The organism is Granulicatella sp. WM01, from assembly GCF_004570605.1.
Classification (GTDB): Bacteria; Bacillota; Bacilli; order Lactobacillales; family Aerococcaceae; genus WM01.
Map to the genome: position 1 here is coordinate 19,727 of NZ_SPPB01000008.1, position 16,258 is coordinate 35,984.

At 32.4% G+C, this 16,258-nt stretch carries 14 protein-coding genes; 1 reads left to right on the forward strand and 13 read right to left on the reverse strand.

The window, feature by feature from the left end; all coding sequences use genetic code 11:
- Positions 1-243 precede the first annotated feature (243 nt).
- From gndA to E4T68_RS02295, 7 genes are all read right to left on the reverse strand, one after another.
- A complete protein-coding gene (gene gndA / locus E4T68_RS02265; RefSeq protein ID WP_135123708.1) occupies positions 244-1,677 on the reverse strand; it encodes an NADP-dependent phosphogluconate dehydrogenase in 1,434 nt (477 codons plus the stop codon).
- Between the two features lie 75 nt (positions 1,678-1,752).
- On the reverse strand, positions 1,753-2,781 hold the full coding sequence (gene queA / locus E4T68_RS02270) for a tRNA preQ1(34) S-adenosylmethionine ribosyltransferase-isomerase QueA (RefSeq protein ID WP_135123709.1): 1,029 nt from the start codon (positions 2,779-2,781) through the stop codon (positions 1,753-1,755).
- Between the two features lie 2 nt (positions 2,782-2,783).
- Positions 2,784-3,800, reverse strand: coding sequence for a Holliday junction branch migration DNA helicase RuvB (gene ruvB / locus E4T68_RS02275; protein WP_135123711.1), 1,017 nt, complete (start codon positions 3,798-3,800; stop codon positions 2,784-2,786).
- 706 nt (positions 3,801-4,506) lie between these two features.
- Positions 4,507-5,619: a recombinase RecA gene (gene recA / locus E4T68_RS02280; protein WP_135123713.1), complete on the reverse strand. Its 1,113-nt coding sequence runs from the start codon at positions 5,617-5,619 to the stop codon at positions 4,507-4,509.
- A complete protein-coding gene (locus tag E4T68_RS02285) occupies positions 5,609-6,856 on the reverse strand; it encodes a competence/damage-inducible protein A (RefSeq protein WP_135123715.1) in 1,248 nt (415 codons plus the stop codon). Before E4T68_RS02285 ends, recA begins: the two co-directional genes overlap by 11 nt.
- A 37-nt stretch (positions 6,857-6,893) precedes the next feature.
- Complete coding sequence (gene pgsA / locus E4T68_RS02290; protein ID WP_135123717.1) at positions 6,894-7,421, reverse strand: CDP-diacylglycerol--glycerol-3-phosphate 3-phosphatidyltransferase; 528 nt, start codon at positions 7,419-7,421, stop codon at positions 6,894-6,896.
- 11 nt (positions 7,422-7,432) lie between these two features.
- Positions 7,433-8,428, reverse strand: coding sequence for a RodZ domain-containing protein (locus E4T68_RS02295; protein WP_135123719.1), 996 nt, complete (start codon positions 8,426-8,428; stop codon positions 7,433-7,435).
- A 186-nt stretch (positions 8,429-8,614) separates the two neighbouring features.
- Here E4T68_RS02295 and E4T68_RS02300 point away from each other — a divergent pair, with 186 nt between their 5' ends.
- Positions 8,615-9,904, forward strand: a complete 1,290-nt coding sequence (locus E4T68_RS02300; protein ID WP_135123721.1) for an N-acetylmuramoyl-L-alanine amidase — start codon at positions 8,615-8,617, stop codon at positions 9,902-9,904.
- 587 nt (positions 9,905-10,491) lie between these two features.
- On the opposite strand, the gene pepV is transcribed toward E4T68_RS02300, so the two are convergent.
- The 6 genes from pepV to E4T68_RS02330 form a co-directional block, all read right to left on the reverse strand.
- Positions 10,492-11,895 (reverse strand): dipeptidase PepV, encoded by a 1,404-nt coding sequence (gene pepV / locus E4T68_RS02305; protein WP_135123723.1) that lies wholly within the window; start codon positions 11,893-11,895, stop codon positions 10,492-10,494.
- A gap of 61 nt (positions 11,896-11,956) precedes the next feature.
- Positions 11,957-13,111, reverse strand: coding sequence for an MFS transporter (locus E4T68_RS02310; RefSeq protein ID WP_135123725.1), 1,155 nt, complete (start codon positions 13,109-13,111; stop codon positions 11,957-11,959).
- 52 nt (positions 13,112-13,163) lie between these two features.
- Complete coding sequence (gene nusB / locus E4T68_RS02315; RefSeq protein ID WP_135123726.1) at positions 13,164-13,604, reverse strand: transcription antitermination factor NusB; 441 nt, start codon at positions 13,602-13,604, stop codon at positions 13,164-13,166.
- Positions 13,597-13,968 (reverse strand): Asp23/Gls24 family envelope stress response protein, encoded by a 372-nt coding sequence (locus tag E4T68_RS02320; protein ID WP_135123728.1) that lies wholly within the window; start codon positions 13,966-13,968, stop codon positions 13,597-13,599. Before E4T68_RS02320 ends, nusB begins: the two co-directional genes overlap by 8 nt.
- A 21-nt stretch (positions 13,969-13,989) precedes the next feature.
- Positions 13,990-15,054: a Xaa-Pro peptidase family protein gene (locus E4T68_RS02325; protein ID WP_135123730.1), complete on the reverse strand. Its 1,065-nt coding sequence runs from the start codon at positions 15,052-15,054 to the stop codon at positions 13,990-13,992.
- A 79-nt stretch (positions 15,055-15,133) separates the two neighbouring features.
- On the reverse strand, positions 15,134-15,568 hold the full coding sequence (locus E4T68_RS02330) for an NUDIX domain-containing protein (protein ID WP_135123732.1): 435 nt from the start codon (positions 15,566-15,568) through the stop codon (positions 15,134-15,136).
- Positions 15,569-16,258: the final 690 nt, after the last annotated feature.

The following is a 16,258-nucleotide window of genomic DNA, read 5'->3' on the forward strand; positions in this document are numbered from 1 at the left end:
CTGTTACATTTACTTAATCACTCTATTTTTAGAGCATATACTATCATGATATTACTTTTTTCATGGCTACATATACTTTCACTATTTTTTATAAATCATATTATTTCTCTTAGTATGTAAAATTTTTTTAACGCACAATAGATTATCTTTTGATTGCCTCCTATACTAAATAGGGTTGACAATATCATCAACCCCATTTCAATTATTATCTATGTTATGTCTACTTATCTATACACTTTACTATTATAGTGTTACCTCATTATCTTTTAACCATTCATAATGGAACGTACCTTCTTTATCAACACGTTTATATGTATGTGCTCCAAAATAATCCCGTTGTGCTTGAATTAAATTAGCTGGTAATGTTTCTGAACGATAAGCATCAAAGTATGTAATTGCAGCTGAAAAAGTTGGAACAGGAATACCATTTTTCACCGCTAAAGTCACCACTTCACGTACAGAATGATGATATTCTTTAGTAATATTCAAGAAGTAGTCATCTAATAATAAATTCATTAGCTCACTATTTTTTTCGTATGCATCTGTAATTTTTTGTAAAAATTGTGCTCTAATAATACATCCTGCTCTAAAAATTTTAGCAATTTCTCCATAATTTAATGCCCAGTTGTACTCTTTACTTGCAATACGCATTTGAGCAAAGCCTTGAGCATAGCTCATAATTTTACTGAAATATAATGCTCGTCTAATATGTTCAATAATTTGTGCTTTATCTTCTAAAGCAATAGATTCTTTTTCTACTCTTGGTAAAATATTACTTGCAAAACGACGTTCCTCTTTAAATGTAGAAATGAAACGTGCAAAGACTGATTCCGTAATTAATGATAATGGCACACCTAAATCCAATGCGTTTTGAGATGTCCATTTACCAGTACCTTTATTCCCTGCACTATCCAAAATAACATCAACCATAGGCTTACCTGTTTGAGCATCATATTTTGTTAAAATATCCGCAGTAATCTCCATTAAATAACTGTCTAATTCACCCTCATTCCATTCTTTGAAAATCTGAGCAATATCTTCAATAGATAAATCTAATACATGACGCAACAAATCATACGATTCAGCAATGAGTTGCATATCACCGTATTCAATTCCATTATGTACCATTTTAACATAATGACCTGCTCCGTTTTCACCAATATATGTCACACAAGGTTGCCCATCTTTAGCTTTTGCAGCAATTTCTTTGAAAATAGGTTCTACCAAACGATACGCTTCTTCTTGTCCACCTGGCATAATGGCTGGTCCTTTTAACGCCCCTTCTTCGCCACCTGAAACTCCAGTACCAATAAAATTAATTCCTGAATCTGCCAATTCTGCATTACGGCGAATAGTATCTTGGAAAAATGTGTTCCCACCATCAATTAATATGTCACCTTTTTCTAAATAAGGCAATAGCGATTGGATTGTTAAATCAGTTGGTTTGCCTGCTTGCACCATTAATAAAATGCGACGTGGTTTTTCCAAAGAATTTACAAATTCCTCAATTGAATACGTTGGCACTAAATGTTTATCCGGATGTTCAGCAATAACATCGTCTGTCTTAGATGCTGTACGGTTAAATATTGATACAGTATATCCTCTACTTTCAATATTTAACGCTAAATTTTTTCCCATAACCGCCATACCAACGACGCCAATTTGTTGCTTTGTCATATTTTTACCTCACTTTGTATGTTATCTTTTTTATTGTATCAAAATTTATTATAGTATGAAATTAATTTGCCTTGCCTACTCTACAATCATGGCATCTCCAAAGCTGAAAAATCTATAATGATTTTTTATAGCGTGCTCGTATGCTTGTAGGACATGCTCTCTTCCAGCAAAAGCAGACACCAACATAACCAAAGTGGATTTTGGCAAATGAAAATTTGTAATAAATGCGTCTACTGCTTTAAATGTGTATCCTGGAAAAATAAAAATATCTGTCCAACCACTAGAAGCAATAATGTTATGATGTGTATTCATAATTGTTTCAAGTGTACGAATTGAGGTTGTTCCTACTGCAATAATACGCCCACCACTTTGTTTAGCTTGCTGAATAATTTGAGCGTTTTCTTCAGTTAATTGATAAAATTCAGCGTGCATTTGATGCTCATCTAATACTTCACTGGATACCGGTCTAAATGTCCCTAGCCCAACATGTAAAGTTACATAAGCAATATGCACACCTTTTTCTTGAATATTCTGCAATAATTCAGGAGTAAAGTGTAGCCCAGCTGTTGGAGCAGCCGCTGAACCAACTTGTTTAGCATAAACAGTCTGATAACGCTCTTTATCTTCAAGTTTTTCTTTAATATAAGGTGGTAAAGGCATCTCTCCTAAAGAATCTAGTACTTCTAAAAAAATACCTTGATAAGTAAATTGAACAATACGTCCACCATGCTCTTTTTCTCCAATTACAGTAGCTTTTAAGCGCCCATCTCCAAAAGTAATCTCTGTACCAACTTTAGCACGCTTTGCAGGTTTAATCAGTACTTCCCACTCATCATCTTTATTATTAGTTAATAATAAACATTCAATATTAGCTCCTGTTTCCACCTTAGTTCCCATTAAACGTGCCGGTAATACTTTTGTATCATTTAGGACTAAAACATCTCCTTTATGTAGATGATGAATGACATCAACAAATATTTCATCTTTATAATGCCCATTTTTTTTATTTAGCACAAGAAGTTTAGACTGACTCCTCTCTTTTAAAGGAGTTTGAGCAATAAGCTGTTCAGGTAAATCAAAATCAAAATCTTTAGTTGTTAACATAATCAATTCTCCTTACTAGAATATGGAAATCCTAGATGTTCGTACGCTTGTTTCGTGACAATACGCCCTCTTGGCGTACGTTGTAAAAATCCAGTTTGAAGTAAATAAGGTTCATACATATCTTCAATAGTTTCTGTTTCCTCACTAATATTAGCCGCAATTGTTGACAATCCTACAGGTCCACCTTGATATAGGGTAATCATAGCTTCTAATAATTGTCTATCTACATGATCAAGCCCTTTATGATCTACACGTAACAAGGACAGTGCCTTATCTGCTAAATCTTTTGTAATTTCTCCACGTCCATAAACTTGTGTATAATCTCTGACACGTTTTAATAAACGATTGGCAATACGAGGTGTCCCACGTGAACGTAGACCTATTTCACGTGCTCCGTCTGCTGCAATAGAGGTATTCAAAATCTTTGCGGAGCGTTTTACGATTTCCGTTAAATCATCTACATCATAATATTCCATGTGTAAAACAATTCCAAAACGATCACGTAATGGCGCAGAAAGAGAACCCGCTTTAGTTGTAGCACCTATTAAAGTAAATGGTGGTAATGGAAAATGAATAGCTTGTGCCATTTGTCCCTGTCCAGTCACAATATCAATATAAAAGTCTTCCATAGCCGAATAGAGCATCTCTTCTACTTGTCTAGGCAGACGATGAATTTCATCAATAAACAGAACATCGCCTGCATTTAAATCATTTAATAAAGCCACTAAATCCCCTGTTCTTTCAATAGCAGGTCCACTTGTTGTTCTAATATTAACACCTAATTCATTAGCAATAACCATCGCCAGAGTAGTTTTTCCTAATCCAGGTGGTCCATATAGTAATACATGATCAAGTGATTCTTGCCGTTCCTTAGTCGCTTGAATATAAATAGACAATTCATCTTTCACACGACTTTGTCCAATATATTGCCCTAATCTTTGAGGACGCAAAGATAATTCTGAAAATTCTTCACTCTCACTTACACTATATCCTGTCAACAGTCTTTCTGTATCCATAATACGCTCCTTTCTTTATCAATAAAATATCTTGTAAACTACCACATCTTAACGGAACAATAAAGACATCTTCTATCTATTTATTTGCTGCATTCTATTGTAACATTAAACTAACTCATAGGTCAAAATTCTACAGTCAAATCACACTCTTATATTCCATATACTTTCATATATTCCTCAGATCATTTTTAATAATAATGAAAATCCAAGCTGACATAAAAATACTCTCCACTTTTTCATGAGCTATATATACAATATATTATTTAAAAATATATTGCTTCAAACATTAGATTTTCAACATTCATGCTAGGATCTACAAATAACAAAAACTTTAAGAAATCTTCGCATATAAACGTTGATTTCTCAAAGTTTTAAACATATCAATTCAGACAATGTTTAGCTTTTTCTCAGCCCTAGAATATACATATCAATTTATACAAGAGTCACGAGATACTTCATCTATAGTCTACATCGGTAATAATTGAAATTTCTGATGCTATCCCGCTGTCCAGCTGTATTGATATTAATGTGATCATCTAGTATGAAAGCAACACCACTCCATTTTCACATACAATTTGACCTTTTATATTTGTTCTCCAGTCAGACAGATGCTGCGTGTATAATCACCACCCATAATGTAAATGGTATGCTGAAATTGTTGTATTGCCAACAATTTCACCTTCGGATTGTAAATGATTTGATTTAATATTTAATCTTCTTCATTTAATAAATCCGCAATAATCGTATCATCAATAGTATCTAAAGTCACTTCTTCGGTATTATTAGCGTCTGCTAAATTTTTTGCCTCTTCCTCTGTAGGTTCAACAATACCTAAAGCAATTCGGATTTTTCTATCTAGCTCGCTGAAAACCTCTGGATGATCTAATAAATATTTTTTAGCAGTTTCCCGACCTTGACCAATACGTGTTTCACCATAGGAATACCATGATCCACTCTTCTTAATAAAACCATGCTCTACACCTAAGTCAATCACTTCACCCGTTTTAGAAATTCCTTCTCCATACATAATATCAACATTAACTACTTTGAATGGAGGAGCAACTTTATTTTTGACAATTTTAATTTTTGTAGAATTTCCAATTACTTCAGAATCTTTTGATGTTTTAATAGCTTCTCCTTTACGTACGTCCATACGAATAGTTGAATAAAATTTCAATGCACGTCCACCTGGTGTAACTTCTGGACTTCCATAACTCACACCTACTTTTTCACGTAATTGATTAATAAATACAGCAATTGTTTTTGTCTTACTAATCACACTAGATAATTTTCTTAACGCTTGTGACATTAAACGTGCTTGCAACCCAACATGTGCTTCTCCCATTAAACCATTGATTTCTGCCTTAGGTACTAGCGCAGCTACAGAGTCAATAACGATAACATCAATAGCTCCAGAACTAATTAACGATTCAGCAATTTCTAAGGCTTCCTCACCACTATCTGGCTGAGATAAAAATAAATCATCAATAGCAATGCCTAAATTTTTCGCATATACTGGATCCATAGCATGCTCTGCATCAATATAAGCTGCTACTCCACCATTTTTTTGCACTTCAGCAACTAAATGTAATGCTGTTGTTGTTTTACCTGATGACTCTGGTCCATAAATTTCAATAATACGACCTCTAGGAAATCCACCTATGCCGAGTGCAGAATCAATTAAAATTGATCCAGAAGATACAGCGTCAATTTTAGTATCTGCTCTATCTCCTAAACGCATAACAGAACCTTTTCCAAATTCTTTTTCAATTTCTTTTAAGGCTTTTTCTAATGCTTTCATTCTTTCATCACTAATTGCCATAAATGTCCTCCAATAATTTTCTTAAATAATTTAATCCATGTCTAAGTGCAAGTTGTCTATTCTCATTACGCAAACGATGCAAAGTTAGTTCATAGCACTCTACTGGATTGTCTTTATAAGCTATTCCGATAAATACTGTTCCCGATTGTTTATTTTCTACACTTTGACTATCCGCAATTCCTGTAAAAGATAACCCAATATCACTGTCAAACAGTTTTTTCACTTGAAAAGCCATCTCTTTTGCACATTGCTGACTAATTGTACCATATTGTTCTAATATTTGGTAAGGAATATGTAAAACGTCTTGCTTAGAATTTTTTTGATACGTAACCACTCCACCTTTAAAGCAACGAGAAACACCTGAAACGTCTACCAACTCTTTTTGAGCCCAACCTCCTGTTAAACTTTCAGCTACACTCAGCGTTAACTGATGTTTAGTTAACTTATCTACAAGTAATTTAGCTAGCGTATCGTCATCATAACCATACAAATACTGTGATAAGCGTTGTTCAATAGCTTGTTGGATAGGGAGAATAAAATTTAAGCATTCTTCTTTTGAATTGCCATTTGCTGTAATACGTACACTAACATCTACAGGAGTGGCATAAATCGCCAGTGTTGGATTTGTTTGATGAATAATAAATTCCTCAATAATAGTTGCTAATTTGGATTCACCTATCCCAATAAAATGCAATGTTTTAGAGAAAAAAACTGTTTTTTCTTGCTTCGATAAGTAAGGTTTAACTTCTTTTTCAAGCATCATCATTAACTCATTTGGCGGCCCAGGCAAAACAATATAGCTTACCTGTTCTACTGTAATGGCTAACCCTACAGCAAATCCATTGTGATTAAACAAACCTATCCCTTGTTCAAAATAAAGTGCTTGTCGCAAATTATTCTCTGGCATTTTCTTACCAATTTGTTCAAAATGATGTATTATCTTTTCTTTTGTTTGCTGATGATAATCAAGGGGTAAATGCAAAAATTTCGCTAAAGCCTGTTTAGTTAAATCATCTTCGGTTGGACCAATCCCTCCACATAAAATAATTAAATTACTCCGTTGACTTGCTAGGCGTAGTTGCTCTATCAATCGTTCTTGATTATCCCCAACAACACTTTGATAAAAAAGTGGAATGCTTAATTCCGACATAACACGCGCAATCTCTGTGGCATTCGTATTTACAACTTGACCCATTAATAATTCTGTTCCAACAGCAATAATTTCAGCTTTTTGCATAATGTTTCCCCCCTCTCATCAATAATATACGTTTTTTTTATAAATTTTTAAATACATGTTTATTTTTTATAAAATATTCAATTCCTGAATAAATAGCCAATATTCCACTTAAGTAGAGAAAAATCTCTCCAATTGGAAAAGATATATTAAAGTTTGACATCAATATCAATACAATTGCAATCATTTGTGTAAATGTTTTAACTTTTCCAGACCAGTCTGCAGCTAAAACAACTCCACTATCTTGAACAAGCAACAATCTTAACCCTGTCACAGCTAACTCTCTACACACAATAATGGCAACAATCCATGCTGGAACAGATAATTTTTCAACAAGAATAATCAGTGCTGTCATAACTAATAATTTATCCGCCAAAGGATCAGCAAATTTTCCAAAAGTTGTGACTAAGTGATATTTTCTTGCTATGTATCCGTCCAACCAATCTGTAACACTAGCTAAGATAAATAATAATGTAGCTAGTTCATAACTACTAAATCCATATACAGATAACATAAACAACGGCACACAACATAAACGTGCTAGAGTTAGTTTATTGGCAATATTCATGATACCAGCTCCTATTTTGTTAAATCAAAATTTAGATTTAAAACTCTTGAATTAGTTGGGATAACCACACGTTCATCATTCATTGTTAATGAAACTGCTGATGAAATCCCAATTAAAAAATTGACATCTGATGCAGCTTGACTAGCAGTAATTGTAATTGGAACACCCGGTTGTAAAGTATTTTCATAAATTGTTCGTCCACTAACAGATGCTCTAATCCATGTTGGTTCACTAACTTGAAGCACAAAATTGTATTCTCCATTATATCCTGCATACGAATATCCTAAGCCATAAGTCTTTTGACCAACACCAGTGTGTTTATTATATAAATCAGCGAAACCGTCAGAACTTGGTACACGACTAGCTTGTGTTGTTTCTATAACAGCATGCGTCGTTTCTTGTGTTGTCGTTTCCTGCGTAGTTTCTACTGTAGTTGCTGTAGATGTAGTCGTTGTCGTTTCAATTGAAGTGGTTGTTTGTTCAGATTGCAAAGAAATACTGCTTGTTTCTTGTGTAGATGTTTCACTTTGAACATGCAAAATATTTGTAGTAGATTGAATAGATTGCCAAATGGCATAACCAACCCCTCCCAAAATAAGACATCCTAAAAGAATAGCTAAACTCACTCTTTTTTTATTTAACGGTGCACTCGCCTTGTCTGTACTTTCCTCTTGTTCATTCATTTCTTCTAAACAAACAGTATTTGAATCATCTTCGACCATAATAGGCTTTTCTGGTGTATTCACAACAGGTATAGCTTGTGTTGTTTCTTCCTCTAATTTTTGCTTACTCAACTCACTTAGCAATTTATTTCCATCTAATTTTAATACTGTAGCATATTTTTTGACAAATTCTTTAATGTAATATTCTCCAGGAATAACATGTAAACGATCATCTTCCAATGCTTGTAAATATCTTTGTTGAATTTCAATTTTTTGACTAACTTCTTCTAGAGTAAGTCCTAATTCTTCTCTTTTTTCTTTTAATTTAGAACCTAATGTTGACATAAATCTATATGACTCCTTTTTAACTATTATCGCTTTAGCGATATGCGAACAAAAACATTATACCATATATTTAGGAAATATTTTAATTTTATAGTATTCATTTCGTAAAAAATGATATTTTATTTGCTCTTTACCTGATATTATTGCTATACTAGATAATGTAAACTATTTTTAAAGGACTACATTATGTATAACAAAAGAAAAAAACGACGTATTTTAACTTTAACAATTTGTACTATCTTAATATTGAATATATTTTTCCTCTACCTCTCTGTTAAAAATACAGTAAAATCAGATTACTTGGCCATTCGCTCTACACCTAATTTACAGACCTCTTTGCAAGAATTGGTTTTAAAAGGGGAAAAAATGACTATTTTAAAGAAACAAAATGATTGGACACAAATTTTCACAAACAATCATACTGGTTGGGTACTAACAGATGATTTAGAGAGCGAAATAGTGAATGTTTCAAACTCTGCTTCTCTCGTTAAACCAATAAAATCCGGAATTTCTGTCTACAAAGATCATCGTTCAACCGATAAAGAAATTGGAAAACTAGACACTAATACGACCTATTTAAAATACTATGAAAAAAACAATTGGAGCCAAATTGTTTATAATCAGTCTGTTGCATGGGTTGAGTCAGATTTACTAACTTCTGCCCATTCTGAAGAAAATCAACAAACAGTTAAAAAACAATATCCTAGCGTGAACTTAGTTAAAGTCAAAACAGAAACACCTCTATTAAGCCAAGCAAGCGGTGGATCAACTTTAGGTAATTTATTAATTGGTGATGAATTAATTGTGGCTGATTCAAAGGTGTCTAATAATCATTATTATGGCACATTAACTTCTGAAGATTTACAAGGTTTTGTTAACTCTAATGCTGTTACTTATAAAGAAAATGTTACACAACGTATCGGCACTCAAGCTAAACAAATCAACCAAGCTAAAATTGTTATTGATGCTGGGCACGGTGGAGTTGACGGTGGTGCGTTAGATTCGACTAAGCAAGTAAGTGAAAAAGAAGTGACGTTAAAAACAGCCGATACATTAAAAAAAGTACTGGAAACTGCTGGAGCTAAAGTGATTATGGTTAGGGAAAATGATAATGATGTAGACCTATCTAAACGTAGTGACGTTGCCAATAGAGAAAATGCGGACGTGTTTATTAGCTTACATTATGATTCTTCAGAACAAACAGGACCAAGTGGAACAAGTGTTCATTATCTACACTACGAAGACACTTTATTAGCCGACTTGCTTGAGTCAGAATTGCGTAAGCTACCATTAAAATCAAACGGTAAAAAAGTTAGTAATTTTGTTGTATTGCGAGAATCAAAATCCCCTGCTGTATTACTAGAATTAGGATATATGAACAATACAAGTGATGTAAATATCTTTAATTCAGATGCTTATAGAGAGCAAGTATCTCAACATATTTTAAAAGCCTTACAACATTATTTTTCTAATTAAATGTACAAGTAATAAAAGGACTGAAAAAAAGTCTTAAATATAACAAAAAAGTGGAAAAATTCGAAAAAAATCTTTCCACTTTTTACTATTATCACGTATCATTAATGTGCAAATAAAAGGTTCTATAATATTTGGTGTTGATAGCTTACAAAAAGAAGCCATCAACACCTTTTAAATATGTATATAAAAAGGTCTTACACTGATATTTAGGCATATATCTATACTCATGTCTTATTCTTTTATACTTTTAATTATTCTCTAATGGACCAATTCATACATCATATAGGTATAGATACCCCTCCAATTATAAAACTTATTACAGTTAAAGCAAAAATAATTTTTTTCATATTTTTCATCCTTTATTGACTGATACAAAAATGTTTTATTGCACTCTTCCCCTTTTATTTCATTAGAATTTGATATGTTACAAAAACATATTACTTCATTTATTTTTAATTGTTAACTCATTTTTAAATAATTATCAATTCAATAGATAGTTTTGTTTATAAATTAATGTAATAGGGCATTTATCTATAAAAAACGGTCGCGTTGATAAACTTTTTAGTTTATCAACGCGACCTATAAGTCTATTTAATTAATTCATAGATAGCTTCTGCATAAATGGCTGTTGCTTTAAATAAATCATCTAAATCGATAAATTCATTTGCTTGATGCATAGTATCAATACTATGAGGGAACATTGCACCGTATGCTACTCCACGATCTAATAAGCGTCCATACGTTCCACCACCAATAGTTCTTTCACTACCTTTATGACCAGTATATTTTTCATAAACATCTAAAAGGACTTTAACCATTGGATCGTCAGCTGGAACATAATGTGGTGTTTGTGATTTTCCAGCTTCAATGTCAACCTGATAATCTGCTAGAGCAAGCGATAATTTTTCTTCTAATTGCTCTGCACTAACTCCTTTAGGATAGCGGAAATTCAACCAAATTGATCCTTTTTCACCATGTTTATATGTAAAGACACCAGGATTCATTGTTAACTCTCCCATAATATCATCATTATGGCTTAATCCTAAATACTCGCCATAATACTCACCATGTAAAGTGTCTTTAATAAGTGATAAATACATATTATCAGAATCTCTAAAATCATATTGGCTTAAAAAAACAGCTAAATATGTTCCGGCATTAATACCATTCATAGGCGCCATTCCATGAGATGCTTTTCCAACTACATCAATCACAAATGTTTCGTTTTCTTGTCTCACGGTAGCACTAACTGGATTTTCTTGTACGAAAACAGCCAAAGCCTCTTCAACTTCTTCCAAAGATACTGGTAACGATACAATAGCTCTTGCATCTTGTGGTACCATATTTTCACGTAAACCAGCCTCAAATGACAATAGTTTAGTGGCATGTTGTGTAACAGGACTGTTTTTATGAACTTTTAATGTTAAAATTCCTTTTTCTCCATTAATAATTGGGAAATCAGCATCTGGAGAAAAACCAAAATCTGGTTTTCGTTCAGTCGCTAAATATCTGTCCATACATTTCCAGCCACTTTCTTCATCTGTTCCAATAATTAATCGTAATGTTTTATTGACTGGTAAACCTAACTCTTTAATCATTTTAATTGCATAATAAGCTGCTACAGTAGGTCCTTTATCATCACTGGCACCACGAGCATATAAGCGATTGTCTTTTATAGTTGGCGTAAACGGATCTGTATCCCATCCTGTTCCAACCGGAACAACATCAACATGACCAAATACTCCCATTAATTCTTCACCTTGACCAAATTCAATGTGGCCTGCTAAATTTCCAACATTTTTTGTCTTAAATCCATCGCGCTCACCTATTTTTAAGAATGCTTCTAAAGCCTCTTTTGGCCCCGGTCCAACGGGTGCTTCATCACTTGCTAAATCATCACGTCTTACACTGTCAATACGTAATAAAGTATTCAAATCTTCTAGTAAATCTTGTTTTCTTTTTTCTACTTCTTTTATCCAATTTATTTGCATATTAGACTCCTCCTTATTTTAAGTATAACATAAATGCTACTGTACTTTCATGTATTTCAATCTAATTGAATAATGATATATCTTGTTTATCTGATATTTTTAAATATGTTACAAAAAATATTGCAATCCCTACAAAAGCAATAAGTAACATATACCCTGCCTCATACTGATTTTCTGTAATAATATATCCTGTCATTTTCTGCAATATAATAGCAGATACACTTCCCACTGTTGCCACTAAAGCTAAAGCACTTCCTTGAAGATGACTTGGTATTAGTTGTTTAACAATTTTTAGATTGGTCATAATAAAAATCATACCTAATGTGTGTTTAAATAATAATGTTGCAATAACTTTCATCCATACGTTAGGAACAAACGCATAAATTGAAAATTGAATAATTTCTAAGATGAGCATACTAAACAGTAAAGTTTTACTTTTTAGTTTATCCATAAATAAATGAGAAAACAGCACTAGAGGCAATTCAATTAGAACCGCTAAAGACACAATCGTAGATGTCACATGAATTGTTATACCATCCCTTATTAATACATTGGGAATATACGTTCCAGATACACTAATCGTACCATAAAATAACAAAACACTACATAGATAAATAATAAACTGCTTATGTGTAAATATATCTAAAAAATGAAACTGACAATCTGTCTTTTTAACTTGAATTGGATTGTCTAAATGAACCGCCCAAAAGCCAATTAAACACAAAAAAATTGCTAACATATATAATATATAGACAAAATCGGGATTAATGTAATAGTAAACAAATCCAACAACTTGTACACCTAAAGCATAACCTAATGTTCCCCAAACTCGTATACTCCCAAATCTAAATGGACTAGACATTGCCATAGCTTCAATAGCAGGATTGACTCCAAATAATAAAGCATATACAAAACTATATGCAATAGTAATTGTCCAAACATTTGTCATGAATATAAACAAAAAAGAGCCTATTATTGTACTTGCTAATAATAGCATATTCACATACTTCCCATTAAAACGATCATTCAAATATCCAATAATGGACTGGACACTTAATAAAGCACACAAACCAATTGCTAAAACACTTGCTATATCAACACTCGATAGCTGTTTATTTGTTAAATATACCGCAATTAATGATGAAAATAAAGCAAGCGACATGTAATAAAACACATACATCATGACATAACTTAAATAACTATTCTTAAATTTCATAATCTCCTCACAATGATATAAAATGAATAAAACGAGAGAGACTTCTCCCGCTTTATTCGGATACTACCATTCCAGATAAAATACCATTAATAAATTTCGCTGCTTTTTCATCATTAAAATGTTTTGCCAATTCAATTGCTTCATTAATTGCAACTTTTTTTGGCACGTCTTCATCAGAAACGTAAAACAATTCATAAACACCTACACGTAAAACAGCTAAATCTATTTTCGTGACTCTTGAAAAACTCCAATTTTCTAATTGTTCTTGAATTTTTTGATCAATGGCTAATTTATGTTGTTCTACACCTTCAACTATTGATTTTAAATAAGGAACATCATCTACACTGTAACATACATCCTCATCATCATGAAGATTTAGCACAGACTCTATTGCTTTACCATATCCTACTTCTTGGTTCATACTTAATTGAAAAAGAGTTTGAATAGCCTTTTCACGAATTTCTCTTCTTGTTAATTGTTTCTGTTTAGCCAAAATGTTCACCTATTTCTGTTACTAAGTCTGTAATATACACATTAATTTGGCTAATTGCAATATCACACATAAATAACACTTGTTCTTTTGCTTGTTTTTGAATTGTTTTGGCTACTTTTGTCACACTAGCTCCATAATATACAGACACAAAGACGTCTGCTTCAAAATGACCTTGTTCATTTACCTTTAAATGAACACCTTTAGGGGATAAAGCACGCTTAAACCATTCTCCACTCATGGATGTCATATTTCCTTGCACATGATGGACGCCTTTTACTTTAGAAGCGGCAATATTAATAATAAACTCAATCGCTTCTGGAGCGATTTCAACAGTACCAAAAACTGTATCTGCTTTCTTAGTCATATTTGATCTCCTTTATTGTGTTTATAAAATAATAAGTTCTTTGTTTGATTTCGTGACAATTTCAACGCTGTCGTGATGAACAAATAAATCATCTTCAATTCTCACACCACCAATACCCGGTAAATAAATTCCCGGTTCATTAGTTATGGCATATCCAGGTGCTAAAATTGCTTTTGAGGCTCTTGAAATCGCAGGGGCTTCGTGAATTTCTAACCCAATACCATGCCCAGTTGAATGGACAAAGTAATCACCATACCCACATTGTGTAATATAATCTCTAGCTATTTTATCCATATCTGAAGCTCTCATTCCTGCTTTAACACTCTCATTGACTAAACGTTGTGCTTCAAAAACAATATGATGAATCTCTTTCAATTGTGCATGGGTTGGATTTCCTAAAGATACAGTTCTTGTCATATCTGAAACATAACCATTATAATAGCAACCAAAATCAAACGTGATAAAGTCACCTTTTTCAATCAATTTATGACTAGCCACACCATGAGGCATAGCTGAACGATACCCACTTGCTACAATCGTATCAAACGATACTCCAGTTGCGCCTAATGAACGCATGTAAAAATCCATTTTGTTTGCCAATTCGATTTCACTCACACCAGGCTTAACTTCAGTCAGAATATATTCAAATGCTCTATCTGCAATTTGGCAAGCTTGGCGAATGGTATTCATCTCTTCTTCATCTTTAATCATGCGTAAATCTTCAATTATCCCTGTTGCAAAAACTAATTGTGCATCAACTAAATGTTTCAATGTATCATATTCACCAACAGGCATAGACGCATCTTCAATCCCTAATCTTTTTATCGACTCATCTGAAACAATTTTTTTCACTTCGTGTAAAATAGGACCAATATTTTGTACAATTGTAAAACCGGTACATTGTTTAGATGCCTGCTCTGTATATCTGGCATCAGTTACAAAATAAGCCCTTTTTTGTGTAATGACAGCTAATCCTGTTGTACCAGTAAAATGCGCTACATATCTTAAATTATACATATTTGTCACTAATAGAGCATCTAAGCCTTGCTCTACTAATTTTTTTTGGACGTTTTCTAATCTTGACATCTCTTTCACTCCCCACTTCTAAACTAGGTTAATTATAACAAATTTAGTTGAAATATACCATTTTAACACTATTTAATTTTTAAAACCAGCCATATTCTACAAAATGCTCTCCTTTCAAGTAATGCTCAATAGCAACACGTCTATCTGGAATAAGATTAGTAGGAAGATTTTCCAAATCAAAATAAGCTAGTTCACTTGTTTTGTTAGGCTCATTGATTACTGCTTCTCCTATAAAATTATTAATCTTAAAATAAGCATTATAATAAATCACACTGTCATAATAAGAATGTAATAAAATAGCAAATTCTAAATCTTTATGCTCTATATGAATCCCAATTTCTTCCTTAGCTTCACGTCTTAGTGCTGTTGTCATCTTTTCAAAAGGCTCTACATGACCACTAATAGCAACATCATATAGTCCATGAAATACACCACCCAAGCGTTTTTGAAGCAAAATTTGGTTATTTTCATTTATGATGATACCATAAACAGCTGAAGGTGTTTTAAATCGCATAATAAGACACTCCTTTCATTTAGGATAATTATTGCTAGACATTTTTCTATACTGTACCAATACAATCATAATCATCTCTAGTGAACAAATATTTAATTCATTTTAACTAGCTAAATGCACAAAACTACAAAAAATAAAATGCTTTTAAACAATTAGATTGATATAGTTTAATGAATACATAGCACATCATATTTTCTTAATTTTATTCCTTTATATTGTATCAATATTTACATGAATTATTGAGAAAATAGTTTATGATAGCAACACTTTGTCATAAAATATCTGTATACTATGACATCTATCCTCTTTTAATTGAACACATTACCTATTTTACAATAGGAAGTTTCAGACTATAATAACTGTACTCCTTATCCACAATAGTTTAAACAAACATCAACTAAGTCTACTCAAAATATCCACTCTCCATAATCTGAAAGAGATTATTTAACTTAAATACGAATACTTGATATTCTATCTAACCACTCATCAATCAACTTTTCTATGCAGTACAATATATTCTAATACTTCTTCATTTACTAACAATTTATTGTTCATTACACTTTAAAATACACGCCATTTTCATATCATTTTCAATCTAATACATTTTTAATCATTTTATATTTGACCATATTTATTATACACTAAATCCATAAGTAAAAACAAAACATTAAATAGTAACTCATTCAAGAT

Bases quoted from the DNA above. Each gene is read 5' to 3' on its own strand.
- recA (WP_135123713.1), bottom strand. From the start codon at position 5,619: ATGGCAATTAGTGATGAAAGAATGAAAGCATTAGAAAAAGCCTTAAAA.
- E4T68_RS02295 (WP_135123719.1), bottom strand. From the start codon at position 8,428: ATGTCAACATTAGGTTCTAAATTAAAAGAAAAAAGAGAAGAATTAGGA.
- queA (WP_135123709.1), bottom strand. From the start codon at position 2,781: ATGTTAACAACTAAAGATTTTGATTTTGATTTACCTGAACAGCTTATT.
- E4T68_RS02310 (WP_135123725.1), bottom strand. From the start codon at position 13,111: ATGAAATTTAAGAATAGTTATTTAAGTTATGTCATGATGTATGTGTTT.
- E4T68_RS02285 (WP_135123715.1), bottom strand. From the start codon at position 6,856: ATGCAAAAAGCTGAAATTATTGCTGTTGGAACAGAATTATTAATGGGT.
- E4T68_RS02330 (WP_135123732.1), bottom strand. From the start codon at position 15,568: ATGCGATTTAAAACACCTTCAGCTGTTTATGGTATCATCATAAATGAA.
- pgsA (WP_135123717.1), bottom strand. From the start codon at position 7,421: ATGAATATTGCCAATAAACTAACTCTAGCACGTTTATGTTGTGTGCCG.
- E4T68_RS02320 (WP_135123728.1), bottom strand. From the start codon at position 13,968: ATGACTAAGAAAGCAGATACAGTTTTTGGTACTGTTGAAATCGCTCCA.
- E4T68_RS02300 (WP_135123721.1), top strand. From the start codon at position 8,615: ATGTATAACAAAAGAAAAAAACGACGTATTTTAACTTTAACAATTTGT.
- pepV (WP_135123723.1), bottom strand. From the start codon at position 11,895: ATGCAAATAAATTGGATAAAAGAAGTAGAAAAAAGAAAACAAGATTTA.
- E4T68_RS02325 (WP_135123730.1), bottom strand. From the start codon at position 15,054: ATGTCAAGATTAGAAAACGTCCAAAAAAAATTAGTAGAGCAAGGCTTA.
- gndA (WP_135123708.1), bottom strand. From the start codon at position 1,677: ATGACAAAGCAACAAATTGGCGTCGTTGGTATGGCGGTTATGGGAAAA.